At 55.0% G+C, this 25,515-nt stretch carries 16 protein-coding genes and 3 rRNA genes; 9 read left to right on the forward strand and 10 right to left on the reverse strand.

Annotated elements, in window-relative coordinates; genetic code table 11:
* The first annotated feature begins 76 nt into the window (after positions 1–76).
* A complete protein-coding gene (ligB, locus tag LL947_RS01090) occupies positions 77–1,774 on the forward strand; it encodes an NAD-dependent DNA ligase LigB (RefSeq protein ID WP_499833686.1) in 1,698 nt (565 codons plus the stop codon).
* A gap of 10 nt (positions 1,775–1,784) precedes the next feature.
* On the opposite strand, the gene LL947_RS01095 is transcribed toward ligB, so the two are convergent.
* Positions 1,785–2,723: an AEC family transporter gene (locus LL947_RS01095; RefSeq protein ID WP_290823003.1), complete on the reverse strand. Its 939-nt coding sequence runs from the start codon at positions 2,721–2,723 to the stop codon at positions 1,785–1,787.
* Positions 2,724–2,879: 156 nt separating this feature from the next.
* Between LL947_RS01095 and metF the strand changes: the two genes are divergently transcribed.
* On the forward strand, positions 2,880–3,722 hold the full coding sequence (gene metF, locus LL947_RS01100) for a methylenetetrahydrofolate reductase [NAD(P)H] (RefSeq protein WP_499833687.1): 843 nt from the start codon (positions 2,880–2,882) through the stop codon (positions 3,720–3,722).
* Positions 3,723–3,816: 94 nt separating this feature from the next.
* Here metF and LL947_RS01105 read toward each other — a convergent pair whose 3' ends face one another.
* The 4 genes from LL947_RS01105 to prlC form a co-directional block, all read right to left on the reverse strand.
* The gene (locus tag LL947_RS01105) at positions 3,817–6,015 is read right to left on the reverse strand and encodes a TRAP transporter permease (RefSeq protein WP_499833688.1); all 2,199 of its coding nucleotides are present in this window, start codon (positions 6,013–6,015) and stop codon (positions 3,817–3,819) included.
* Positions 6,016–6,116: 101 nt separating this feature from the next.
* Positions 6,117–7,118, reverse strand: a complete 1,002-nt coding sequence (locus LL947_RS01110; RefSeq protein WP_499833689.1) for a TAXI family TRAP transporter solute-binding subunit — start codon at positions 7,116–7,118, stop codon at positions 6,117–6,119.
* Between the two features lie 340 nt (positions 7,119–7,458).
* Positions 7,459–7,725, reverse strand: a complete 267-nt coding sequence (locus LL947_RS01115) for a YheV family putative zinc ribbon protein (RefSeq protein WP_290823006.1) — start codon at positions 7,723–7,725, stop codon at positions 7,459–7,461.
* Positions 7,726–7,778: 53 nt separating this feature from the next.
* The gene (prlC, locus tag LL947_RS01120) at positions 7,779–9,827 is read right to left on the reverse strand and encodes an oligopeptidase A (protein WP_499833690.1); all 2,049 of its coding nucleotides are present in this window, start codon (positions 9,825–9,827) and stop codon (positions 7,779–7,781) included.
* 177 nt (positions 9,828–10,004) lie between these two features.
* Between prlC and LL947_RS01125 the strand changes: the two genes are divergently transcribed.
* The 3 genes from LL947_RS01125 (at position 10,005) to LL947_RS01135 (ending at position 12,772) form a co-directional block, all read left to right on the forward strand.
* On the forward strand, positions 10,005–11,345 hold the full coding sequence (locus LL947_RS01125) for a sodium-dependent transporter (RefSeq protein ID WP_499833691.1): 1,341 nt from the start codon (positions 10,005–10,007) through the stop codon (positions 11,343–11,345).
* A gap of 36 nt (positions 11,346–11,381) precedes the next feature.
* Complete coding sequence (locus LL947_RS01130) at positions 11,382–11,927, forward strand: gamma carbonic anhydrase family protein (protein ID WP_290823009.1); 546 nt, start codon at positions 11,382–11,384, stop codon at positions 11,925–11,927.
* A gap of 173 nt (positions 11,928–12,100) precedes the next feature.
* On the forward strand, positions 12,101–12,772 hold the full coding sequence (locus LL947_RS01135; protein WP_404415481.1) for a metal-dependent hydrolase: 672 nt from the start codon (positions 12,101–12,103) through the stop codon (positions 12,770–12,772).
* Here the strand turns inward: LL947_RS01135 and LL947_RS01140 are convergent.
* Genes LL947_RS01140 through LL947_RS01150 form a run of 3 tightly spaced genes read right to left on the reverse strand, consistent with a single transcriptional unit; the run spans position 12,748 to position 16,794 of the window.
* Complete coding sequence (locus tag LL947_RS01140) at positions 12,748–14,130, reverse strand: sigma-54-dependent transcriptional regulator (protein ID WP_404415484.1); 1,383 nt, start codon at positions 14,128–14,130, stop codon at positions 12,748–12,750. The two genes, LL947_RS01135 and LL947_RS01140, sit on opposite strands and share 25 nt — an antisense overlap.
* Positions 14,123–16,027 (reverse strand): sensor histidine kinase, encoded by a 1,905-nt coding sequence (locus LL947_RS01145; RefSeq protein WP_499833692.1) that lies wholly within the window; start codon positions 16,025–16,027, stop codon positions 14,123–14,125. Before LL947_RS01145 ends, LL947_RS01140 begins: the two co-directional genes overlap by 8 nt.
* A complete protein-coding gene (locus LL947_RS01150; protein WP_290823013.1) occupies positions 16,024–16,794 on the reverse strand; it encodes a GntR family transcriptional regulator in 771 nt (256 codons plus the stop codon). The genes LL947_RS01145 and LL947_RS01150 overlap by 4 nt, the downstream gene beginning before the upstream one ends.
* A gap of 620 nt (positions 16,795–17,414) precedes the next feature.
* On the opposite strand from LL947_RS01150, the gene LL947_RS01155 reads away from it, so the two are divergent.
* From LL947_RS01155 to LL947_RS01170, 4 genes are all read left to right on the forward strand, one after another.
* A 16S ribosomal RNA gene (locus LL947_RS01155) occupies positions 17,415–18,947 on the forward strand.
* Positions 18,948–19,281: 334 nt separating this feature from the next.
* Positions 19,282–22,170 (forward strand): 23S ribosomal RNA (locus LL947_RS01160).
* 180 nt (positions 22,171–22,350) lie between these two features.
* Positions 22,351–22,466 (forward strand): 5S ribosomal RNA (gene rrf, locus LL947_RS01165).
* Together the 16S, 23S and 5S rRNA genes form the textbook arrangement of a ribosomal RNA operon.
* Positions 22,467–22,725: 259 nt before the next feature.
* Positions 22,726–23,301: an isochorismatase family protein gene (locus LL947_RS01170; protein ID WP_290823793.1), complete on the forward strand. Its 576-nt coding sequence runs from the start codon at positions 22,726–22,728 to the stop codon at positions 23,299–23,301.
* On the opposite strand, the gene yaaA is transcribed toward LL947_RS01170, so the two are convergent.
* Together yaaA and LL947_RS01180 are read right to left on the reverse strand one after the other, a co-directional pair.
* Positions 23,302–24,087, reverse strand: a complete 786-nt coding sequence (gene yaaA / locus LL947_RS01175; protein WP_404415492.1) for a peroxide stress protein YaaA — start codon at positions 24,085–24,087, stop codon at positions 23,302–23,304.
* Between the two features lie 202 nt (positions 24,088–24,289).
* Entirely contained in the window at positions 24,290–25,321 is a 1,032-nt protein-coding gene (locus tag LL947_RS01180) for an NADP(H)-dependent aldo-keto reductase (protein WP_290823789.1), read from the reverse strand.
* Positions 25,322–25,515: the final 194 nt, after the last annotated feature.

Below are 25,515 nucleotides of genomic sequence, written 5' to 3' on the forward strand. Positions count from 1 at the left end.
TTTATCCACGGGGCGCTTTTTTGTCTACGCTTGATTTATAAGGAGAGAAAAGCCCTAACGTAAGGAGGGAACAAGGATGTGTTGCCATCATCGTTTTATCAGGGACCTGCTACTTGTCTTCCTGATGCTCTGGGTGCCCGCGGGTCAGGGGGCTGATTGTCCGACCCGACCCGCCGAGACGCTTGACGCTGACATCCAGGCATTAAACCAGCAGATCAGCCAATGGGATGATGCTTATTATCAACAGGGTAGATCGCTGGTCAGTGATGATATCTACGATCAGGCAGTTGCCAGACTGGAACACTGGCGTAACTGTATGGGGGCCTCTCAGCCCCACCGCCCTGAGCAAGCGGCGGTCACCCCTGGTGAGCGCCTTCCCCACCTCTATGCTCAACGAGGCCTGGAAAAGCGTGATAGCGCAGGGGTACAGCGTTGGATGCAGCGCCGGAACAATCTGTGGATACAGCCCAAGGTAGATGGCGTTGCGGTCAGCCTTGAATATCTTGATGGACGTCTGGTAAACGCGATCAGTCGAGGCGATGGCCAGCGCGGTCAGGCTTGGACGTCACGCGCCCGCCAACTGCCGGCGGTTCCCAATCAGCTTCCAAAGCCCATTACGGCGGTTTTTCAGGGCGAGCTTTACTGGCGAGCGGGCAACGATTACGTACAGTCTCGAGACGGGCACCGACAGCTGCGCGGGAAAGTCGCGGGTGTTATGGCTCAAAAGGCGCCTGATAATACGATGCTGGAACGCATCGGGCTTTTTGTCTGGGCCTGGCCGGCTGGCCCGCAAGCCATGCAGGAACACTTGGCCCGGCTCGCAGAATTGGGGTTTGATAGCGCAGAATATTCACATCCTGTGACGGGCTATGCTCAGGCTGAGCAGTGGCGAGAGCGCTGGTTTGACCATCCGCTGCCGTTTGCAACAGACGGAGTGGTACTCAAGCAAGCCCGGTTTCCGGCTGAAGGGTTGCGCGCCAACGCTGAGCCTCCCTCCTGGGCGCTAGCCTGGAAATACCCCGCGCAACAGGCCATGGCGACCGTGCGTGGGATATCGTTTGAGATTGGCCGGACGGGACGTATTACGCCCGTGGTTCACCTCCAGCCAGTCACCCTGGAAGGGCGACGTATCAGTCGTATTTCGCTGGGGTCGCTTTCACGTTGGCAGACGTTGGATCTGCGTGCCCGCGATATGGTGACCGTAACGCTGGGAGGGCTGACGATTCCCCAGTTGGCGAGCGTGGTCATGCAATCCTCCCATCGCCAGCCTCTCTGGGTACCGGAGGCGCAGGACTACCATGCATTGAGTTGCCTGACGCTTGACGAAACGCTTCAAGGTTGTCAGAGCCAGCTGCTAGCTCGCCTGGCGTGGCTTGGGGAGAGGCTTGAAATGAAAGGTATAGGTGAAGGTACCTGGGAGAGCTTATTGAAGGCGGAGGTAGTAAACGGCCTGGTTGATTGGATCCATCTGGACAAGCATGCACTCATGGCCGCTTCCGGTATTGGTCAAGCCAGGGCAAATCGACTATTGACCGAATTTGACGCGGCAAGAAGCCAGCCCTTTGCCCACTGGCTGCAGGCCCTTGGTGCCCCACAGGGCAGTGATCAAACGCAAGGCGACTGGGCGAGCCTGGCGGCGTTGAACGCAGCGCAATGGCAAACGCTACCCGACATCGGGCCTGTGCGCAGCAGAGCGCTGGCTGCTTTTTTTAAGCACTCTGAAATCCAGCGGATGGCAGCTACCCTTAAAAAAGCAGGCGTGGAGGGTTTCTGAACCATAGCGTTTAACCCAGCCCGCTGAGTCTGAACATCACCCCCAGATAGACAGGAATCAGTAAAGGGGCCATCAGGGTTGTCACTAGCACTGCCAGGGCGCCTTTCTGGGGTTGAATGCCCAGCTCCATGGCCACCACCACCACATTAGCGGCCATGGGCACTACCCCCAGTAACAGGACGGCCATGGCCAATGACGCGGGTATCGCCATCCAATGCTGCAACAGCACCACCATGACCAAGGTCGCCAGTGGCCATATTCCGTAGCGTAAAACGATACAGGCTCCAATAAGACGTGTATCCCAGGCGGCCAGGGTGACGTGGCTAAGTGTCATGCCAATAATCATCATGCCGAGCAGCGTGTAGGTGGCGGGAAATACATCCAGCGAGGTCATCACGTCAGAGGGCAGTATGATACCCAGTTGGGTCAACAATAGCGCTGCCAGAAAGGCATAGACCAGTGGCAGACGGGCAATCTTGCCAAGGCTCTGGCGTACCGAGAACTGACCGCGGGCGCTGACATAGAAGCCGACGGTAAATTCATACAATGTAACGCCTAGAATGCAGAACAGATAAAGGGTAACACCTTCCGCAGGCAAGATGATCAGTGCTATCGGCAAGCCGAAGTAGCCGGTATTGCCCGTGCCGGCGGAAAACGCCAGTAAGGCCCCTTCCTGAGCACCAAAATAGCGTTGAGTGACGGCGCGTACCAACAAGGCAATGGCGCTACTGATAAGGAAAAGTATCAAAGTAAGTAGCAGGTAGTCTGGCGTTGGACCGCCGTTCATGAGAGCGCGGAAAAACGTCAGTGGTGCAATCAGGTAAACCAGCAGGGTCGCAATGGGCTGGGGGTCAATTCTCAGCCCGCGAGCAGCAATCCAGCCAAGGCCGACAAATGATAAAAGCATTAGCAGAGGCCCGGATAATGCGTCGGCCGCAAGGTTTTCCATGAATTATTTTCCCATCGATGCGGTTTTCAACATGAGCAAAATTAAAGTTGCTGTGTGGAATCTTTCATTAGCCGAGCGCCCGCGTAGCAGCGAGAATACACGTTCATAAAACGCCATTCTATCGGCGCGCCGAATTCACTGACTATGAGGACAACCATGAGCCGCCAAGAACACCCCCTCGGTATCAGCTTCGAGTTCTTCCCTCCGAATACTGACGTCGGGCGTGACAAGCTGATGCGCACCCGGGATCAGCTGGCGGCTTGTCATCCACGTTTTTTTTCAGTGACCTACGGGGCCGGTGGTTCGACCCAGGTGCGTACCCGAAATGCCGTGCGGGATATTAGCCAGAGCGGTGTCACCACTGCACCGCACATCTCGTGTATTGGCAGTGACAAAGCCCAGCTGCGCGATCTGCTGGCAGAATACCGTGAAGAAGGCGTTGATAGCCTGGTGGCCTTGCGTGGCGATATGCCGTCAGGCACCGCTAGCATGGGTGAGCTGCGTTATGCCAATGAGCTGGTCGAGTTTATCCGCACAGAGACGGGAGATCATTTTGAGATTGCCGTCGGTGCCTACCCGGAGTCGCACCCTCAGGCGCCAAATCTCGATAAAGACGTGGCTAATTTTGCCCGTAAGATGAAAGCAGGGGCCAATATGGCAATCACCCAGTATTTCTTTACTGCGGATGCCTACTTTCACTTTGTGGATAAGGCACGTGCGCTGGGTGTTACACAACCGATCATTCCCGGCATCATGCCCATCACCAACTATACCAAGCTGGCACGTTTTTCTGATGCCTGTGGCGCAGAGATTCCACGTTGGATTCGCAAACAGCTGGAAAGCTATGCGGATGATAGTGAGGCGATTGCCGATTTTGGTAGCGATGTGGTGACACGCTTGTGTGAGCGGCTGTTGGATGGTGGCGCACCAGGTCTGCATTTCTACACGTTGAATCAATCGGCGCCTGTGAAGAGGATTATGGGTAATCTCACTGGATAGAGACTCAGTTGACGTGGCGTCACAGTGATATGCATAAAAAACCCCCGCCTTTTATAAGTGCGGGGGTTTTTGTCAGCCACTTGAAACGCTGGCGCTAGCCGGTTGACGCGGCAGCTTTGCCACTACCGTGCAGTCGACGCTGCATTGCCAGTAGCACAGCACCAATCGCAAGCCCGGCAATGTCGGTATAGATGCCGCCATAGATCATGAAGATGGCGCCGATCAGCATGACGGCCCGCTGCCATGTTTTTACTGGCCCAAATAACCACGCCTGAACCACACCGGCCAGCAGGATGATGCCCAGTGTCGCGGTGAGGCCGACGCGCAGAATCTGCATGGCGCTGCCTTCCATCAGCATGGCAGGGCTATAGAAGAACATGAAGGGCACGATAAATGCGGCCAGGCCGATCTTGAACGAAGCGACGGACGTGCCCATGGCATTATCACCAGAAATACCTGCCGCTGCGTAGGATGCCAGCGCGACCGGTGGCGTGATGGCAGAGACCACCGCGAAATAGAACACGAAGAAATGTGCAATCAGTGGTTCGATGCCGATATTGATCAAGCCCGGTGCAACCACCGATGCTGCTACTGCATAAGCCGCCGTAGTGGGCATCCCCATGCCGAGCAGAATCGAGATACACATGGCAAAGAACAATGCCAACAGCTGGCTGACACCGGCAACGCCAAGCAGCAGTGAGGAGAAGCGTGCGCCAACTCCGGTCAGGGAGATAACGCCTACAATCAACCCTGCACAGGCACATACCGCAATAATCTGGATCGACATGATGCCCGCCAGCTGCAGGGCACGCAGAATGGCGGTAATCCCCATCTTGTTGGGTGAAATCCAGCTGACAACGGCGGCAGACGCTGTTGCCAGAGTCCCAGCACGAATCACTGAATAGCCCATGAACAGTGCCACAATCAGAATGATGATAGGCGCAAAGAGGTAAACCTGCTTGGCCAGCTTGCGGAACTGGGGGATTTCGTCTTCGCGCATGCCGCGCATGCCTTTACGGGCCGCTTCAAAGTCGACCATGCAATAGACGGACAGAAAGTAAAGAATGGCAGGGATAATCGCGGCAACGGCTATCTCGGTATAGGGGATACCGGTGATTTCCGCCATGATAAAGGCACCTGCCCCCATGATGGGTGGCATGATCTGCCCACCGGTAGACGCAGCGGCTTCAATGGCGCCGGCGCTACGCCCTGGGTAGCCGACTTTCTTCATCAGCGGAATTGTCAGGGAGCCTGTGGAAACAACGTTACCCGCTGAGGTGCCGTTGATCATGCCCATCAGGCCAGAGGCAAAAATGGATACCTTGGCCGGGCCGCCACGCGCCCTGCCCGCGACTGCGAAGGCGAAGTTGACGAAATAGTCACCGACCTTGGAGGCCTGCAGGAAGGCAGCGAAAATGATAAACAGGATGATATACGTGGAAGAGACAGCCGTTGTCGGCCCCAGGATGCCGGTATCCGTGTAAACCTGGCTGAAAAAGCGGTTGATCGATAAGCCGGGATAACCCAGAAAGCCTGGGAGGTACGGGCCTGCAAATACATATAGCAGGAAAACGACCGAAATAACCACCAGTGCCAGGCCGGCCACACGGCGGGTCAGTTCCAGAATCAGTAATGATCCGGCAACGGCGGCCCATGCAATACCCACTGGCGCAAAAGAGGTACCTGTGGACATGCGCATATTGGTGTTGAAGGCTACCAGCAGGTAGCCAGCACTGGCCAGGGCGCACACCATCAGTACCAGATCTGCCGGATTGAAGCGGTGACGCACCTGACGATATACCCATGACAGCATAATCGCCGCTGCGGTCGTCAGCATCAGGGGGTAACCGTAATGCCAGGACTCAATGGCAGGATCGATGCGCATGGCACCGCCGGCCAGGGTCTGCTGCATCATGAAGACCTGGAACAGCGAATAGAGCGCCGGAAGCAGCAGGGCATAACTGAGCCATTTAAGGGCCACAGGGGATGCTTCATGCTCACTTTTTGCAAAGCGGCTACCTGCATAAAGCCCATACCCGAGGATAAGGGCACCGGCAATGTGTACGATCCGGTAGGACCAGGTCTCCATGGGAAAGATATTCAGTGAAATCAGATGAAAAGAAGAATAGGCAACCGCCAGAGCAGCAAACAGCCAGAACTGCCAGCCGTTAAACAGACGACGGTTATTCTCGACGACTTCTTCATCAACGCCTTCAACAACCACGACATCGGGTTGACCGCTTGACGGGGTATCCGCAAGGTCGCCAGGGTTGGGGTCAGATCTGTGACTCATAAGAGGTCACCCTCACAGCAATGCAACAAAAAAGCGCGTTATAAGCAAAAACTGCCCCGCCCGGTGTTGCCGGAGCGGGGCAGGCCTTAAGAACGTGACGTTTACTTGATCATGTCTTCAGCAATGTCATATCCGTTTTCTTCGTACCAGCGAGCCGCTCCCGGATGGAAGGGCAGCACGGTGTTCTTGTCGACATTTTCCGGGATGGTGGTAGCAGCACTGCGGTGAATGGAACGCATACGATCGTTCTGTTCCATGGTTACCTTGGTGACTTCATAGACAAAGTCTTCCGGCAGGTCGCAACCCGCAATGGCAAAGTTCCACATGGAAACCGCGCGGGCATCCTCTTCCAATGTCTCGTAGGTGCTGGCCGGGATCATGAATTCAGCCACCGGGAAGTTTTCAAGAATGGTATTCACTTCATCATCGGTAAACTCGACGATGTTGACGTCAGTCTGCACTTCAAGTTGGCTGACGGCTGGAATCGGAATGCCGGCTGCAAAAGCGATAACGTCAAGCAGACCATCCTGCAGCTGACCGCCGAGGTCAGACCAGCCACCGTTACGACGATCGAACTCTACACCCAGGGTCTCAAGCATTGCCGGGAAGTAGGTATCAGAGGTAGAGGCCGCCGGGCCAAAGCCGATGCGGGCACCTTCCGGAATGTCTTCAATCGACTCAATATCCGAAGACGCCAGAGCAGTGATCGAGAAGGGCGTTTCATACATCGGGAACATGGCACAGACGTTATCCATCTCCATGCCCGGGGCCAGTGGGCTTTCGCCATTAATAGCGTCTGAAGCAGGCCCCATGGTGGTCAGGCCGAAGGCAACATCGCCACCGTGTACCAGGGCCAGGTTCTGGGTCGGGCCGCCAGTGACTTCGCCACCACCGGAAATGTCCAGCTCATCGGCAATGAAGTTGGCCCAGCCTGAACCGTAAACATAGTAGGTGCCGCCCTGGCTTGCGGTGCCAACCGTAAAGTTATCTGGCCACTCGGAGCGGTCAGCCTGAGCACTGCTGGCGGCCAGCAATGTAACACCGGCAAGCAGTGCAGCAGCGGTGGGCAGGGCATTGTTCATTGCAGTTTTTTTCATGCGCATGGCGAGATTTCCTGAGACTGTTATTAGATGTGAAATGATTCAATCACCCCATCATCAAGGGCAATGACATCAGTGTAGTCACTGTGCAGATGATTATTAGCATCTCTTTAGAAGCGATTAGTGTGCCATTGCCTATTTTTTCATTATTAAACAGCAGATTAAGTTTTTATATTTAAACTTTTGTCTAAAGCGGCCAGTGCTTAAGTGTTAACAATTCCGCACGTGATAGCGACCAAGTTGTGCGTTTTTTCACACACTTTCCCTGTGCGGTGGTGCTGGCCGCGTCAGTCAGGTGGGGGGAGGGGTACTGCCCATGGCATCCTGGGTGATCTAAAGAAGGTCAAGTATTATTGCCTTGCTTCGGTGAGCTGCCGGGATCGAGAATACGTACCGTCTGGATGTCCTGCTGCTTTTGTTCTTCCCTTAATTTGTTGACGCGTGTCTGCAGTTCTGGGGCATCCTCATCTTCAATGGGCAATTGCTCAAAGAAATCACAGCTGACGCATTCACGATAACGAATGCCGTTCTGCTCCCAGGAGCGAATACGGTCCATCTCGGCACAGCGTGGGCAGGTAACTCCTGCGATAAAGCGTTTTACCGTTGACATGATAGGCTCCATGCGTGGCCTTTAACGGCCACGCAGCTGTCGGGAATGGGTGTTCAGGCAGCGCGAATGCCGCTATGGCGCAGCAAGGGCTCAACACTGGGCTCACGGCCACGAAATGCTTCGAAAAGTTCAGCAGCGTCGCGGGCACCCCCCTGCTCCAGGATATGCTGGCGAAAACGCTGGCCTGTTGTCGGGTCGAAAATACCCGCTTCCTCAAAGGCACTCCAGGCGTCGGCAGACAAAACTTCGGCCCACTTATAGCTGTAGTAGCCCGCCGCATAGCCACCGGCAAAAATATGCCCGAAACTGTTCTGGAAACGGTTGAAGGGCACTGCAGGCATCACCGCTACCTGGTGACGCACGTCATCCAGCAGCGCCTGGATGTGGGAAGCATCTGGTGCTGAGTCGAGATGATGCAGGCGGAGGTCAAACAGCGAAAACTCCAGTTGGCGAACCATTCCCATGGCAGACTGGAAGTTCTTCGCCGCTTGCAGGCGTTCCAGCAATTCTCCGGGTAAGGGTTCACCGGTATCAATATGCGCTGCCAGCAGGTCCAGCCCTTCGCGCTCCCAGCAATAATTTTCCATGAACTGGCTAGGTAGCTCTACCGCATCCCAGGCGACGCCATTGATGCCGGAAATATCGGCAATGGTCTGGCGGGTCAGCATGTGGTGTAGCCCGTGGCCAAATTCATGGAACAGGGTAGTGACTTCATCATGGGTAAGCAGCGCAGGCCTGTCGCCTACAGGCGGGGTAAAGTTGCAGGTCAGGAAGGCCACCGGCAGTTGCAGGCCAGCGGATGTCTGGCGGCGGACACGGCAATCAGCCATCCAGGCACCGCCGCGCTTGCCTTCGCGGGCGTAGAGGTCGAGATAAAAACCGGCAATGGGGGTATCATTTTCAGTAATCTGAAAATAACGCACATCCGGATGGTAGCTGGCGACATGCTCTTTTTCCTCGAAGCGTACACCGTATAGGCGCTCCACGACACTGAACAACCCATCCACTACGCGGGGCGCTGGAAAGTAGGGGCGTAGCTGCTCCTGGGAAATTGCATGACGTGCTTCACGGAGCTTTTCGCTGGCATAGCCGACATCCCAGGGCTGGAGGTTTTCCAGCCCCAGCTCCTGTGCGGCAAAATCTTGCAGCTCGGCAAACTCTTCGCGTGCCTGGGGCACTGCACGCTGGGCCAGGTCGGTCAAGAAGTCCAGTACCTGCTGAGGAGAATCGGCCATTTTGGTCGCCAGTGAATAATCCGCATAGGTAGCAAAGCCCATTAGCGTGGCCAACTCGCTGCGCAATGCCAGGATTTCTTCCATGATGGCGGCGTTGTCAAATTTGCCAGCATTGGGGCCCTGATCAGAGGCGCGGGTGACAAAGGCGGTATAGACTTCTTCGCGCAGGGCACGGTCGTCAGCGTAACTGAGCACTGGGTAAAAGCTCGGGAAGTCCAGCGTGATCCGATAGCCGTCGACACCCTTGGCCTGCGCCAGGGATTTCAGGGTAGCCAGGGCACTTTCCGGCACGCCCGCCAGGTCTTCAGCGTTGTGGATATCCTTATGCCAGGCCTGGGTAGCATCCAGGACGTTATTGGAATACTGGTTGGTCAGTGTCGACAGGCGTGACTTGATCTCACCGTAGCGAGCTTTCTTTTCCGCTGGCAGATCAACGCCTGCAAGACGGAAATCGCGCAGCGTGTTCTCGACTGCACGCTTTTGAGCATCGTCAAGCGTTGCCCAGCCAGGCCCTTCCTTGAGTGCCTGCCAGGCGTTGAACAGGCCTTCGTGTTGTCCAACCCAGGTGCTGAAGTCAGAGAGCTTGCCAATACAGGCTTCATAGGCCTCACGCAGCTCGGGACTGTTCATGGTGCCGTTAAGATGTGAAATCGGCGACCAGGCATTGGAAAGTTGGTCGTTAATATCTTCAAGCGGGGCCGCAAAGTTTTCCCAGTCGGGAGGCGTAGTGGCAGCCTGTAGCGCCAATGCTTCGATGCGTTGTCGACTTTCATCTAACAGGTAGTCGAGAGCCGGCACGACATGTTGAGCGCGAATTTCATCAAAAGGTGGCAGGGTATGCGCTGTGAGCAGGGGATTGTTAGGCATGTCGACCTCAGTAGGAAAATTGCGGTGTACGATACATTTCTATAGAGTGCGGGCGCGCTGACGAGGTTTCAATCCTCTCGTTAGCTTAATCTCGGGTGTCAGGCGTGTTCTGATATCCTCTATCAGCTATCCGTTTTGACGATGTTTTTATCAGCGGGCGAGTGAGTGGGGCAGGTCATGAGTGAAACACTTGAGCGCTGGGGGTCCAGGCGTGCTTTTATTCTGGCCGTTACAGGTGCCGCTGTAGGGTTAGGTAATATCTGGCGGTTTCCTTATATTGCTGGCGAAAACGGCGGAGCCGTGTTTCTGCTGGTGTATATCGTTTTTGTGCTATTGCTCGGGCTCCCTGTCATGATGGCCGAAATCATGGTGGGGCGCGCCGGAAGACGTGGCCCGATACAGGCGCTGGGCGCCTTGGCGGCACAAGCCGGCGGTTCACGTCACTGGCGGTGGTTGGGCGCCTTTGGTGCTTTCACTGTGTTCTGCATTCTGTCCTTCTATTCGGTGGTGTCCGGCTGGTCCATCGAGTTTCTGGTGGCTTCTATCAATGGAAAGTTCAGCGGCGCCACTGCACAGGAAATCGGCGCCGGGTTTGATGCCTTTCTGGCCAACCCGGGGCTTCTGGTTTTCAATCATACCCTCTTTCTGGTCATGACCATGGGAGTGGTGGCCGCAGGCATAGCCAAGGGGCTGGAACGGCTGAATAACCTTCTGATGCCGCTGCTCTATTTGCTGTTAGTAACCTTGGCAATCTATGCCAGCACCACAGAGGGCTTCGTGCCGGCGCTGGTCTGGTTGTTCAAACCGTCCATGGCGCTGATAACGCCTACGGTCATTCTGCATGCCATGGGTCACGCCTTTTTCACCTTGGCCGTTGGAGCCTGTGCCCTGATGGCGTATGGCGCCTACATGCCGGATAAGCAAAGTCTGCCCAAAGCCGCTGCCGCTGTCGCCGTGCTGGATATCAGCGTTGCGTTACTATCAGGTATAGCGATTTTTGCCGTGGTATTTGCGCAAGGGCTCGATCCGACCCAAGGCCCTGGGTTGATGTTTGTGACTCTGCCTATTGCGTTCTCAGAACTGCCTTGGGGGGCGGCCTGGCTGAGTGTCTTCTTTCTGCTGCTTCTGTTGGCTACCTGGACATCGGCAATCAATCTGGCAGAGCCCATGGTGGCGACGCTGCAGGGGGCCGGCATGAAGCGAGTCAAGGCAACCATGGCGGTAGCCCTGGGTGTCTGGCTGATGGGGCTGTTATCCGCGCTATCGTTTTCGAGCCTGGCCGATTTTCGTCCCTTCCTGGGTCGCAATGTGTTTGAGCTGGTCAGCAGCATTCCGCCGGATATTTTTCTCCCGCTGGGTGGCATGCTGATTGCTGTCTTCGCGGCTTGGGTCATGCCTCGGGAAAAGGCCCAAGAGGCTCTGGGCAACAGCGGCTGGGGGTTTTATCTGTGGCTCAATATAGTGCGCTGGATAGCTATTCCAATGACCTTTATCGTACTGTTGAGTGCATTGTTTTAGGTGTCAATACAAGACTGGATAAATCAGGAGGCAGCAATGCGCAAGGGGTTGAGACGTTATCAGGGTATTGAGCCGCAATTGGGCGAACGGGTTTACATTGACCCTGACAGCACTGTGATCGGCGATGTGGTAGTGGGCGATGACTGCTCGGTCTGGCCCATGACGGTGATTCGGGGTGATATGCACCGTATCCGTATTGGCGCACGCGTCAGCGTTCAGGATGGCAGTGTGCTGCACATTACGCATGCCAGCGACTACAACCCCGAGGGGTTTCCGCTGACGTTAGGCGATGACGTTACTGTTGGCCACAAGGCAATTCTGCATGGTTGCACGCTGGGCAGCCGAATCCTGGTGGGAATGGGCGCGATTGTGATGGATGGGGCCGTAGTGGAGGATGAGGTGATTATTGCGGCCGGGGCGGTGGTTACTCCCGGTAAACGCTTGGAGAGTGGCTATGTCTATGCAGGCAATCCTGCCAGACAGCTCAGGCCGTTGAAGGACAAGGAACGTACCTTCTTTGCCTATACCGCCGGTAACTACGTCAAGCTGAAAGATCGTTTTCTGGCAGAAGGCGAGCATTAGGCGTTTATCATTCAGGCCTGCCTTATTGGTGGGTCGTCATCATTTCTGACGGTTAGTTCACTATCGCCTAACTGTTTGCCAAGCGGCTCTTTTTTCATATTTTTTTGCTGAAAAACCATGTTGCATCTGAATGAAATCTGGTAATTTATACAGCTTTCAGGATGCCGCGTGACATGGCTAATTTTCGTACACATATTTCAGTCGCGGCAGTCGGCGGGGCGGTTCTGGCATTTGTGGGTTATCAGGCCCAGTGGTGGCCTGCGTCACAAGCCCTGCTGATAGGTGTTCTAACCGCCTTTGGTGGCATCCTGCCGGATATTGACGCCGATAGATCACGTTCCATCCGCCTGATCTTCAGTCTTTTATCGGTACCCGCTCTGGTGCTGGGCGTCATTGTACTGCAAAGCTGGCTGTCACCCGGGTCGCTTTTGATGGCGTGCGGTGGGATCTATCTGTTGGTGCGTTATGTGAGCAGTGCCGTGTTTGCCCGCCTGACGGTGCATCGTGGTGTATGGCACTCACTGTTAGCCGGAGTGCTATGCGCAATGATAGCAGCAGCCACCAGCTTTCAGCTGCTGGCGCAGTCTGCCTGGTTTGCTTGGTCCCATGGTTTGGCAATAGCCGTTGGCTTTGTCATTCATCTTATGCTGGATGAGCTTTTCAGCGTCGACCTGGAAGGTGCTCGCCTTAAGCGTTCTTTTGGAACGGCGCTAAAACTGGCAGATGCCCGCCGCCCGCTGGCAAGCCTGCTGATGTTGATTGCTACACTGACATTGCTCCCCTGGTTGCCGCCCTGGGTCGACCTGTGGGAGCTTCTTCATCAGGGTTCACTGCTGTGGCGATAATCTTCTGCCTGTAGGGAATGTTTTTTGAGCTTGTCATAAAGCGTCTTGCGTGGCAGGCATAGATGGTCACAAACCTGCGTCACGCGCCCATGATGGCGTGACAGTGACTGGCTTATCAGGCTTTTTTCAAACAGTTCTACCTGGCGTGTCAGCGAGGTTGTCTGGGTTTCTGCGTTATCACCTTCCAGCAGAGCTGGCAGGTGATAATCAAATGCGGCTCCCAGCAGGACATAACGTTCGGCCAGGTTGCGCAGTTCGCGTACGTTACCCGGCCAATCATGCGCCAGCAATGCCGCAATGGCATGACTGTCAAGCGGGGGAGCTTCCAGCCCGCTGCGGTTAGCCGCGATGACAGCAAAATGCTGGAAAAGCAGAGGAATATCTTCACGTCTTTCGCGCAGAGCGGGAAGTGGCAGGGTGACAACGTTCAACCGGTAGTAAAGGTCTTCACGGAAGCGACCGGCTTCCGAGGCGGCTTTAAGGTCAATCTTGGTAGCGGCAATAACGCGAATATCCAACCTGATCACTTCATTGGCGCCGAGGCGTTCGATACTACGTTCCTGTAGTACGCGCAATAGCTTGACCTGTAAGGCCAAGGGCATTGATTCAATTTCATCGAGAAAGACCGTGCCGCCGTTGGCATGCTCGAATTTACCGATACGGCGTTCAACGGCACCGGTGAACGCCCCTTTTTCGTGGCCGAAAAGTTCTGATTCAATGGTGTTCTCGGGCACTGCACCACAATTGATTGCCATGAAAGGATGGTGGCGGCGGCGGCTGCGTTCATGGATGGCCCGAGCGACAAGATCCTTACCTGTTCCGGTTTCCCCAAACAGCAATACATCTGTCTCGACCTGGCTGATGCGCTGGATCATGGCGGCAAGGCGCGAGATAGTCTCGGTACGCCCGACAAGGCGTGGCCCAAGTGCCGCCTGTTGAGCTTCCAGCTCAGCCTTGAGGCGATTATTTTCAAGGCTAAGTTGACGCTTTTCCAGGCCTCGTCGTACCACATCAAGCAGTTGGTCGCCTGCAAACGGTTTCTCAAGAAAATCCCAGGCACCGGCGCGCATGGCTTCCACAGCGGTAGAAATGTCGCCGTGGCCGGTAATCAGGATAATGGGCAGCGTCGGGTCGCGTTCGCGTAGGGTGCGCAGCAGGGTCATACCATCCATGCCTGGCATGCGGATATCGCTGACAATCACGCCTGGAAAGTCGGGCGTCAGGGCATCAAGTGCCTGTTCGGCAGACTCAAAGCAGTATGGCGTATAACCGTCCAGCTCAAGGGTCTGGCTGGCGGTGATGCGTAAATGCTCTTCGTCGTCGATCACCATGACGGGCAGTGTCGACGGATCATGCATGAGATAGGTGCTCCATTGAGGTATCCGGGGCAATGGCCATAGGAAGAATAATACTGAACCGAGCGCCGCCCATGGGAAGGTTGCAGGCTTCTAGCCTGCCACCCAGATCCTCCATGATGCGTGATGAAATGGACAGGCCCAGCCCCAAGCCTTTGCCGGGTGCCTTAGTGGTAAAAAAAGGTGCGAAGATCTGGTTGATATGAGCGCTATCGATACCTGGCCCATTATCGATAATATGAATATGCACGTCTGCCCCGTCCGCTTCCACGCGCACGGTAAGATGTGGGTTGGACGTATCTGTCATGGCCTGTAAGGCATTACTGATCAGGTTTACGATGACTTGCTCAAGGCGCACCAGATCCCCTTTGACCCAAAGGGTTGCTACAGGTAGTTGCTGCTCGACCCGCACCTGGCTGTCACGCACGCGGCTATGGAAGAGGCGCAAGGCATATTCAATGCATGACTGTACGGCGATATTTTCTTGACGCTCGCTGCTTTTGCGCGAGAACTGGCGTAGTTGGGCGCTGATATCCGCCATGCGATGGGTCAATTCGATAATCTGTTCCAGGTTGGCGTCTGTCTGGTTCAGCCGTGACAGAGCCAGAAAACGCCGGGCATTTTCTGCATAGGCACGAATCGCCGCCAGGGGTTGGTTGAGTTCGTGGTTGATGCCAGCCGCCAGCTGCCCTAGCACGGCAAGCTTGGCTGCCTGAATCAGCTCGTCCTGGGTCTGGCGTAAGTTTTCTTCGGCGCGGCGGCGCTCCTCAATTTCAGCCGAAAGGCGCTGGTTGCTTGCCACCAGATCCCGGGTACGCCGTTCAACGCTTTGTTCAAGTTCATCGCGAACCCGCGCCAGAGTGCGTCTTTCACGTTCAGCAAAGGTTTCGCGTTCGCGGCGTAAGCGCAGGCGCTGCCAGCCTATTCCGCCGCCAAGGGCCACAACCCCATAGAGACCACCTGCCATCAGGGCTGCCAGCCATTGAGCGCTGGAGACAGTATCCAGTGGTTTGAGGATATGAATGTCCCACTGGAACTCTGCTATCGGTCGGGTCAGGCGTAGGAAGCGTTCATCCTCTAAAACGCCGCGTGAAAAGCTGACAATATGCGCATCCTCTGAGTGAGCTTCTTCTATGACGATACCCGACGCATTTAAAGGCTCGACCGCATAGCGCCGGGTGTTGCGCAGCGCCTCACGTTGTTGGTCCGAAAGCGGATAAAGCGCATTCATGCGTAATTCGGGCTTGCTGGCCATGAAGATGATGTCATCACTGTCGGTGACAAATAACGTTGCTTCTTGCTCAGCCCAGCCTTGTTCAACGTCGTCGAGAAGCACCTTGATGACCATGACGCCATCCGGGCGAGCATCAGGAGAGGTATCTTCCAGATAAACAGGGGATGAAAAGTAGTAGCCACGTTCGCGTGACTGAACGCCTAGTCCGTAGAAGCGGCCTTGTCCGCCGGCCATGGCGTCACGGTAATAACTGCGAAATGCGTAGTTCTGGCCGATAAAGGTATTGGGGCGGTGCCAGTTGCTGGCGGCAATAGTGTCACCTTTCCTATCCAGCAGATAAACATCAGAAACGCCTGCAGTGAAGCGAAAACGGTCAAGTAGCAGGTTAAGTGGCATCGGGTCCTGGTTGTCCGGTGAAGCAAGAAATCGCTGAACGCCTTCACGAGTAGCCAGCATTTGCGGCAGGTAGTCATATCGCAGCAGGTAGCCGTTCAAGTGGGCAGCTGACAAGCGCAATTCGTTCTCGGCATCCTCGCGCAGGTTTTCCAGCGCCTGTTCGCGCGCAATCTGGGAGGCTTGCCAAACGCACAACAGCAGTCCGAGAAAGACCAGGGTCAGCGTTAACCATCGCCAACGTAATAGAGGGAGTTGAACCTTCTTTATCATGCGCTGGTCGCACTGCCTTGTGCTCTGCGTAAGGCGCGTTGCGCACGGGTTTCAGCACGAGCCATTTCCATCAAACCTTCCTCTACAAACACCAGGTGTTCATGCGCACGGCTGCGCGCGTCTTCTGCACGTCCTTCGAGGATGGCATCCAGCAAGGCCCGATGTTGTTTCATCAACTGACTGCGAGAGTTGGGTCTGGCAAACAGAAAGGCCAGGTTGTCGACGATGCTTTGTTCCAGTAGATGAAAAATGCCACGTATGGTGTGAAGCAACAAAACGTTATGTGCGGCTTCAGCAATGGAAAGGTGAAAAGCAGCATCCAGTTTGGCTTCTGCCGCTGGATCCTTACCAGCAAACCCATTGTCGAGCTCTTCAAAGCGCTGGATCATAATAGCCTTGTCGGCAGGCGTTGAGCGCAGGGCAGCATAATAGGCAGAAATGCCTTCCATGGCATCACGAAATTCGAGCAGGTCAAGGTGAAATTCTTCGTGACGCGTCAGCATTTCCAGTAGGGGATCTGTGTAGCCGCTGTTCAGGTCGTCGTTAACGAAATTGCCGCCACCCTGGCGGCTGACCAGCAGCCCTCTGGCAGCCAGTTTCTGAATGGCTTCGCGTAAGGACGGGCGTGAAACCCCGAACCGCTGAGCCAGTTCGCGTTCAGGTGGCAGGCGTTGTCCAGGTTTAAGGCTGCCCTCAAGCATCATGGCTTCAAGGCGTTCAGTAATCGCGTCGGCCAATCTAGGTTGACGAAGAGGTGTATAAGACATCGTTAGCTCCTTGATTGGCAGAGCCAATGCAAAAGTTCTATTATTTCTAATATTACTTAATTCTGAAAATAGCGCTAATTGGTTTTACCAATTTATGGCCGATGATGCGAGTATGAAAAAGTAGCGGTTGGTTAATGAGTTGGCCATCCAGCCTGACAGCTGATGCTTTTTGACTTTTTTCCATAAAGCCCTTGCATCCTGTGCAGCGAAGCCTTAGAGTACGCATCCGCTGCCGGGGACGCACACTGTCACCTGCGGTGGATGAAGGTAAAACCTTCGGTTTGTCAATAAGTTAGCGAGTGGTGGTAATAAAGCACGCTGGCGACGCCGCTGAAATCAGTCGTTGACAAACACACAGGAAGCCGTAGAATATGTCTTCCTCGCTGAGGCAAGCCAATCAGGTCATCGACTGGCAAGGCAGTATCGCCGCCTCGCGAACAGCTCTTTAACAATTTGATCAGGTAATTCATGTGGGTGCTTGCCGATGAGGGTGATAAATCACCAACTATCAAGGCAAGCGGTCATGACAATGTAAATTGAAATGAATTCGTTTGACCCTTGAGCCAAGTTTGATGCGCTTCTGTTGCCCCAGGGTGACAGGTAAGCATCACAATGATTTTAAACTGAAGAGTTTGATCATGGCTCAGATTGAACGCTGGCGGCAGGCCTAACACATGCAAGTCGAGCGGTAACAGATCCAGCTTGCTGGATGCTGACGAGCGGCGGACGGGTGAGTAACGCATAGGAATTTACCCGATAGTGGGGGATAACCTGGGGAAACTCAGGCTAATACCGCATACGTCCTACGGGAGAAAGGGGGCCTTGGCTCCCGCTATCGGATGAGCCTATGCCGGATTAGCTGGTTGGTGAGGTAATGGCTCACCAAGGCGACGATCCGTAGCTGGTCTGAGAGGATGATCAGCCACATCGGGACTGAGACACGGCCCGAACTCCTACGGGAGGCAGCAGTGGGGAATATTGGACAATGGGGGCAACCCTGATCCAGCCATGCCGCGTGTGTGAAGAAGGCCCTCGGGTTGTAAAGCACTTTCAGCGAGGAAGAACGCCTGGCGGTTAATACCCGCCAGGAAAGACATCACTCGCAGAAGAAGCACCGGCTAACTCCGTGCCAGCAGCCGCGGTAATACGGAGGGTGCAAGCGTTAATCGGAATTACTGGGCGTAAAGCGCGCGTAGGTGGCTTGATAAGCCGGTTGTGAAAGCCCCGGGCTCAACCTGGGAACGGCATCCGGAACTGTCAGGCTAGAGTGCAGGAGAGGAAGGTAGAATTCCCGGTGTAGCGGTGAAATGCGTAGAGATCGGGAGGAATACCAGTGGCGAAGGCGGCCTTCTGGACTGACACTGACACTGAGGTGCGAAAGCGTGGGTAGCAAACAGGATTAGATACCCTGGTAGTCCACGCCGTAAACGATGTCGACCAGCCGTTGGGTGCCTAGCGCACTTTGTGGCGAAGTTAACGCGATAAGTCGACCGCCTGGGGAGTACGGCCGCAAGGTTAAAACTCAAATGAATTGACGGGGGCCCGCACAAGCGGTGGAGCATGTGGTTTAATTCGATGCAACGCGAAGAACCTTACCTACTCTTGACATCCTGCGAACTTGGTAGAGATACCTTGGTGCCTTCGGGAGCGCAGAGACAGGTGCTGCATGGCTGTCGTCAGCTCGTGTTGTGAAATGTTGGGTTAAGTCCCGTAACGAGCGCAACCCTTGTCCTTATTTGCCAGCACGTAATGGTGGGAACTCTAAGGAGACTGCCGGTGACAAACCGGAGGAAGGTGGGGACGACGTCAAGTCATCATGGCCCTTACGAGTAGGGCTACACACGTGCTACAATGGCCGGTACAAAGGGTTGCGAACTCGCGAGAGTCAGCGAATCCCTTAAAGCCGGTCTCAGTCCGGATCGGAGTCTGCAACTCGACTCCGTGAAGTCGGAATCGCTAGTAATCGTGCATCAGAATGGCACGGTGAATACGTTCCCGGGCCTTGTACACACCGCCCGTCACACCATGGGAGTGGACTGCACCAGAAGTGGTTAGCCTAACGCAAGAGGGCGATCACCACGGTGTGGTTCATGACTGGGGTGAAGTCGTAACAAGGTAGCCGTAGGGGAACCTGCGGCTGGATCACCTCCTTAAACGATGCATCATCCCTCGCGGTAAGCGCTCACAATGAATTACCTGATCAGATCGTCGCTGCCCTTGCGCAGTGATAAATGAACCTACGCCTCTGGCAACAGACGCGGTTGGAGGAAAAATATTTTCCTCATCGGTTCCTTTATCACTGCGTCTAGCAGTCGCTCTTTAACAAGATATAGCAAAGCTGATAAACCTTTTGAAGGTCAGCGATTCACAACGCCCCGCGTGGTGAGTCCCTGCCCGACGAAGGTGTACGTAATAGTGTTATGTGATACGTCTCAAGCGTATCCGGCACTCGTTATCATTGTGCGACCAGACTCCTTCGGGTTATAGGGTCAAGCAATGAAGCGCACACGGTGGATGCCTAGGCAGCCAGAGGCGATGAAAGACGTGGAAGCCTGCGATAAGGCTCGGCGAGGTGGCAAACAACCTGTGACCCGGGCATTTCTGAATGGGGAAACCCACTCACCAACAGGTGAGTATCTTGCGCTGAACACATAGGCGCAAGAGGCGAACCAGGGGAACTGAAACATCTAAGTACCCTGAGGAAAAGAAATCAACCGAGATTCCCCCAGTAGCGGCGAGCGAACGGGGAGCAGCCCTTAAGCATGTGACTGATTAGACGAAGGCGCTGGGAAGCGCGGCCATAGCGGGTGATAGCCCCATAGTCGAAAATCTGATCATGTGAAATCGAGTAGGTCGGGGCACGAGAAACCTTGACTGAAGACGGGGGGACCATCCTCCAAGGCTAAATACTCCTGGCTGACCGATAGTGAACCAGTACCGTGAGGGAAAGGCGAAAAGAACCCCGGAGAGGGGAGTGAAATAGACCCTGAAACCGTGTGCGTACAAGCAGTCGGAGCGGACATGTTCCGTGACGGCGTACCTTTTGTATAATGGGTCAGCGACTTATATTCCGTGGCAAGGTTAACCGATTAGGGGAGCCGTAGCGAAAGCGAGTCTTAACTGGGCGAAGCAGTCGCGGGATATAGACCCGAAACCGAGCGATCTATCCATGAGCAGGGTGAAGATTGAGTAACATCAATTGGAGGCCCGAACCAGGATCTGTTGAAAAAGATTTGGATGACTTGTGGATCGGAGTGAAAGGCTAATCAAGCTCGGAGATAGCTGGTTCTCCTCGAAAGCTATTTAGGTAGCGCCTCAGGCAGCACCACCGGGGGTAGAGCACTGTTTCGGCTAGGGGGTCATCCCGACTTACCAACCCGAGGCAAACTCCGAATACCGGTGAGTGACGCGTGGGAGACACACAGCGGGTGCTAACGTCCGTTGTGAAAAGGGAAACAACCCAGACCGTCAGCTAAGGTCCCGAAATCCTGATTAAGTGGGAAACGATGTGGGAAGGCTCAGACAGCTAGGAGGTTGGCTTAGAAGCAGCCATCCTTTAAAGAAAGCGTAATAGCTCACTAGTCGAGTCGGCCTGCGCGGAAGATGTAACGGGGCTAAATCAGGTACCGAAGCTACGGGTTCACACTTAGGTGTGAGCGGTAGAGGAGCGTCGTGTACGCCAATGAAGGTGAGTTGAGAAGCTTGCTGGAGGTATCACGAGTGCGAATGCTGACATGAGTAACGATAAAGGGTGTGAAAAACACCCTCGCCGGAAGACCAAGGGTTTCTGTTCGACGCTAATCGGAGCAGAGTGAGTCGGCCCCTAAGGCGAGGCCGAAAGGCGTAGTCGATGGGAAACGGGTCAATATTCCCGTACCGGACATGATTGCGATGGGGGGACGGAGAAGGCTAGGTGAGCCAGGCGTTGGTTGTCCTGGTGAAAGCATGTAGGCCGAGCGCTCAGGTAAATCCGGGTGCTCAACGCCGAGATGCGAAACGAACTGACCACGGTCAGGAAGTCATCGATGCCACGCTTCCAGGAAAAGCCTCTAAGCTTCAGATCATGTGCGACCGTACCCCAAACCGACACAGGTGGTCAGGGTGAGAATCCCCAGGCGCTTGAGAGAACTCGGGTGAAGGAACTAGGCAAAATGGTGCCGTAACTTCGGGAGAAGGCACGCCGGCCTAGGGTGACAGGACTTGCTCCTCGAGCCCGAACCGGTCGAAGATACCAGGTGGCTGCAACTGTTTAGTAAAAACACAGCACTCTGCCAAGTCGCAAGACGACGTATAGGGTGTGACGCCTGCCCGGTGCCGGAAGGTTAAGTGATGGTGTTATCCTCGGAGAAGCTCCTGATCGAAGCCCCGGTAAACGGCGGCCGTAACTATAACGGTCCTAAGGTAGCGAAATTCCTTGTCGGGTAAGTTCCGACCTGCACGAATGGCGTAATGATGGCCACGCTGTCTCCACCCGAGACTCAGTGAAATTGAAATCGCCGTGAAGATGCGGTGTACCCGCGGCTAGACGGAAAGACCCCGTGAACCTTTACTATAGCTTCACACTGGACGCTGATGTTGCCTGTGTAGGATAGCTGGGAGGCTTGGAACCCCGGACGCCAGTTCGGGGGGAGCCAACCTTGAAATACCAGCCTGGCATCATGGGCGTTCTCACTCAGGTCCGTTATCCGGATCGAGGACAGTGTGTGGTGGGTAGTTTGACTGGGGCGGTCTCCTCCCAAAGCGTAACGGAGGAGCACGAAGGTACCCTCAGCACGGTCGGACATCGTGCAATGAGTGCAAGAGCATAAGGGTGCTTGACTGCGAGACAGACACGTCGAGCAGGTGCGAAAGCAGGTTCTAGTGATCCGGTGGTTCTGTATGGAAGGGCCATCGCTCAACGGATAAAAGGTACTCCGGGGATAACAGGCTGATACCGCCCAAGAGTTCACATCGACGGCGGTGTTTGGCACCTCGATGTCGGCTCATCACATCCTGGGGCTGAAGTCGGTCCCAAGGGTATGGCTGTTCGCCATTTAAAGTGGTACGCGAGCTGGGTTTAGAACGTCGTGAGACAGTTCGGTCCCTATCTGCCGTGGGCGTAGGATGTTTGAGAAGGGCTGCTCCTAGTACGAGAGGACCGGAGTGGACGCACCTCTGGTGTTCCGGTTGTCACGCCAGTGGCATTGCCGGGTAGCTAAGTGCGGACGGGATAACCGCTGAAAGCATCTAAGCGGGAAGCCCCCTTCAAGATGAGACATCCCTGAGGCCTAGAGCCTCCTGAAGGGCCCAGCGAGACCAGCTGGTTGATAGGCACGGTGTGGAAGCGCTGCAAGGCGTTGAGCTAACGTGTACTAATGGCCCGTGAGGCTTGACCCTATAACACCCAAGGGGTCTGGTCGCAGTGATAACGACGCGCGAAAGCGCAGAGCTTGCAACAGCAGAACTTGCAACAGCAAGAAAGCGAAACGCAAGAAAGCCGGATACGAAGAGACGATCACAGACATTACGCAGTGGCCCCAAACGCCGCTGAATCAGCCTGCTATATCACCTGTTACGCCTGACGACCATAGCGAGTGGGAACCACCTGATCCCTTGCCGAACTCAGCAGTGAAACCGCTTAGCGCCGATGGTAGTGTGGGGCCTCCCCATGCGAGAGTAGGTCATCGTCAGGCACCTATATAGAAACGCCCCATACATATTGTGTATGGGGCGTTTTGCTGTGCGCGTGTTAAAAAAACCTTGCCCTCCGGCAGAGGGCTTTTTTGTTCTGTTCACGATTCACGATTCACGATTCACGATTCACGATTCACGATGCACGATTCACGAAGCGTTTCCCCCCGCTTTGGCATGCATCCCTCTTTGGGGTGGAGTAATCACCTGGCTGCGCTTATGCTGGATAGGCTATTTAACGTTATCTCATAAGGTGAATGCATGCGCATACAACGAGAAAAAAGCCTGCTGCTTATGGTCGACTTCCAGGCTGGGCTTTTGCCTGTCATTGAGGGCGGTCTTCAGGCAATTGAGGAGGCCAGCTGGCTAGGAGGCCTGGCTAACCTCCTGGATGTCCCTGTCTGGTTAACCGAGCAGAATCCACAAAAGCTGGGCGGTAGCGCAGCCTCTCTGCTTGAACGTCTTGATGATTACCAACGCTGGCAAAAAGTCCATTTCAGCGTCATGGAAGAGAGTCACTTTCGGGACGCCCTGGCTGCTTCAGGCAAAACACAGATTGTGCTTTGCGGTACTGAAGCGCACATCTGTGTTATGCAGACAGGGTTAGGGTTGCTGGAAGCCGGCTATGACGTGTTCTGGCTGACAGAAGCAACGGCCAGTCGCCGCAGCACCGAGGCTGAACTGGCTCGCACGCGGGCCTGCACAAACGGGGCGCAGGCGGTCACCGCGGATATGGTGGCCTATGAGTGGCTATACCGTTGTGATACGCCCGAGTTCAAACAGGCGCATCAACACTTTCTGAAACCGCGCTCAGCGCGCCCGGTTCATTTCAATTGATCAGTTGGGCCGGTCTGCTTCCTTACGGATGAAAACAAGCGTGTCGCCTTGTGAGGAAGCAGGGTCAAAGCGGTAGCCGTCTACATCAAACCCCTGGAGTGCCTCGGGCGAATTCAGCCGTTCACGAATGATCCAGGCGCTCATCAGGCCACGTGCTTTCTTGGCATAAAAACTGATGATCTTGAACTGGCCGTTTTTCTCGTCTTTGAAAACCGGTGTGATGACTTGTGCATCCAGTGACTTTGTATCGACTGCCTTGAAGTATTCATTGGACGCCAGATTCACCAGCACCTTGGAGCCACTGTCAGCAATGGCCTGATTGACAGCCTGAGTCAGGGTTGGCTTCCAGTAGGCGTAAAGATCTTTGCCACTGGGGTTAGCAAGCTTGGTGCCCATTTCCAGGCGGTAGGGCTGGATCAGATCCAGGGGGCGCAATAATCCGTAGAGCCCAGAAAGAATTCGCAGATGCTGTTGAGCGAACTGATTGTCTTCCTTGCTAAAAGTATCTGCTTCAAGGCCAGTGTAGACATCGCCCTGGAAAGCCTGTGCCGCTGGTTTGGCATTATCCAGGCTGAAAGGTGGTTTCCACTGTGCAAAGCGGGCAGCATTCAACCCTGCCAGTTTATCGCTGATCCCCATTAAGTCGCTAAGCTGCTGGGGAGAATAGTCGCGGAGAATATCAATCAACGCCTGGCTATGGTCAAGAAAGTCGGGCTGAGTCACTTGATCTGTCGTGGCCGGTGTTTCAAAGTCGAGAGTCTTGGCAGGTGAAATTACGCTTAGCATGACGTCTTCCCGTGTCTGGTTTTCCTGTGGTGGATGTGAGGGTCTGGCAGCCTGACAAACCCCAGGGCCAAACCATATATGACATTGTATCAAGCCCTGTCAGGCGGCAGGGCTATCAGGCTGATAGCCAGGCAGACGCAGCTGCGGAAGGCACGACTGACGCCTGAATTTGAAGCATCCCATGAGGCATCGCTGAGTCAGCTCAGGGGCAAGGGTTAGGCATCTGATGATGAATAGCATCAATCGCATCGAGGACTTCATCATCCAGCTTCAGGCTTTCACTGGCCAGGTTGCTCTCAAGCTGCTCCATGGTGGTGGCGCCAATGATATTGCTGGTCAGAAAACTGCGTGTATTGACGAAGGCCAGCGCCATCTGCGCCGGATCCAGCCCATGCTTGTGAGCAAGGTTGACATAGGCCTGAGTGGCCGATTCTGCTTCAGATGAGGTATAGCGGCTGAAGCGCTCGAAAAGCGTCAGGCGTGCTTCTGCAGGGCGGTTGTTGTTCAGGTATTTGCCGGAAAGTACACCAAAACCGAGTGGCGAATACGCCAGTAGGCCAACATCTTCGCGGTGGGCAATTTCGGCCAGTCCGACTTCAAATGTGCGGTTGAGCAGATTATAAGGGTTCTGCACCGAGGCGACCCTGGGTAAGCCGAGACGATCAGCCAGTTCGAGGCATTTCATCACTCCCCAGGGCGTGTCGTTGGACAGACCGACAGCACGAATTTTCCCTGCATCCACCAGCCCCTTCAATGCGCCCAGCGTTTCTTCCAGCGGTGTGGCGTTGTCGTCTTCCTGATGCGTGTAGCCCAGTTTGCCAAAAAAATTGGTTTTACGTTCGGGCCAGTGGAGCTGGTAGAGGTCAATATAGTCTGTATTCAGGCGCGCCAGACTGTCATCTATGGCCTGGTGAATGTGCTCCGGCGTCAGCCGTGGGCCACCGCGAATGTGGTTAAGCCCGGGGCCGGTCACCTTGCTGGCGATAATCACATCATCGCGAGCACCACGCTGCTTGAGCCAGCTGCCTATATAGCGCTCTGTCAGCCCCTGGGTGTCAGCCTTGGGAGGCACCGGGTACATCTCGGCAGTATCAATAAAGTTAATGCCAAAGGCGACAGCCCGGTCCAGCTGTTCATGTGCCTGCGTTTCCGTGTTCTGTTCACCATACGTCATGGTACCCAGACACAGGCGGCTGACGTCCATACCTGTTCTGCCAAGAGGGCGTGTCTGCATGGGATTCTCCTTGCGATGAAAGATGAATTCATTCTCGCCGTGAGGCGTATTAGTCTGTTTATTCGGCCAGTTAAGTGATGCTTGTCCCAGCATGGTAACGAGGCGCTGACAAGGCGGCAAATACTGGGGTTGAGTCCTTGCGCTGGCAGGCGTATGCTTGCCCACCCCTACCGGTTCACGCCGGTTTTTTGTCT

This window comes from Halomonas sp. BLK-85, assembly GCF_044792155.1.
In the GTDB taxonomy this organism is placed as follows: domain Bacteria; phylum Pseudomonadota; class Gammaproteobacteria; order Pseudomonadales; family Halomonadaceae; genus Vreelandella.

Bases quoted from the DNA above. Each gene is read 5' to 3' on its own strand.
- LL947_RS01115 (WP_290823006.1), bottom strand. From the start codon at position 7,725: ATGTCAACGGTAAAACGCTTTATCGCAGGAGTTACCTGCCCACGCTGT.
- prlC (WP_499833690.1), bottom strand. From the start codon at position 9,827: ATGCCTAACAATCCCCTGCTCACAGCGCATACCCTGCCACCTTTTGAT.
- metF (WP_499833687.1), top strand. From the start codon at position 2,880: ATGAGCCGCCAAGAACACCCCCTCGGTATCAGCTTCGAGTTCTTCCCT.
- LL947_RS01095 (WP_290823003.1), bottom strand. From the start codon at position 2,723: ATGGAAAACCTTGCGGCCGACGCATTATCCGGGCCTCTGCTAATGCTT.
- LL947_RS01125 (WP_499833691.1), top strand. From the start codon at position 10,005: ATGAGTGAAACACTTGAGCGCTGGGGGTCCAGGCGTGCTTTTATTCTG.
- LL947_RS01105 (WP_499833688.1), bottom strand. From the start codon at position 6,015: ATGAGTCACAGATCTGACCCCAACCCTGGCGACCTTGCGGATACCCCG.
- LL947_RS01150 (WP_290823013.1), bottom strand. From the start codon at position 16,794: ATGTCTTATACACCTCTTCGTCAACCTAGATTGGCCGACGCGATTACT.
- LL947_RS01170 (WP_290823793.1), top strand. From the start codon at position 22,726: ATGCGCATACAACGAGAAAAAAGCCTGCTGCTTATGGTCGACTTCCAG.
- LL947_RS01140 (WP_404415484.1), bottom strand. From the start codon at position 14,130: ATGCATGATCCGTCGACACTGCCCGTCATGGTGATCGACGACGAAGAG.
- yaaA (WP_404415492.1), bottom strand. From the start codon at position 24,087: ATGCTAAGCGTAATTTCACCTGCCAAGACTCTCGACTTTGAAACACCG.
- LL947_RS01145 (WP_499833692.1), bottom strand. From the start codon at position 16,027: ATGATAAAGAAGGTTCAACTCCCTCTATTACGTTGGCGATGGTTAACG.
- LL947_RS01135 (WP_404415481.1), top strand. From the start codon at position 12,101: ATGGCTAATTTTCGTACACATATTTCAGTCGCGGCAGTCGGCGGGGCG.
- LL947_RS01180 (WP_290823789.1), bottom strand. From the start codon at position 25,321: ATGCAGACACGCCCTCTTGGCAGAACAGGTATGGACGTCAGCCGCCTG.
- ligB (WP_499833686.1), top strand. From the start codon at position 77: ATGTGTTGCCATCATCGTTTTATCAGGGACCTGCTACTTGTCTTCCTG.
- LL947_RS01130 (WP_290823009.1), top strand. From the start codon at position 11,382: ATGCGCAAGGGGTTGAGACGTTATCAGGGTATTGAGCCGCAATTGGGC.
- LL947_RS01110 (WP_499833689.1), bottom strand. From the start codon at position 7,118: ATGCGCATGAAAAAAACTGCAATGAACAATGCCCTGCCCACCGCTGCT.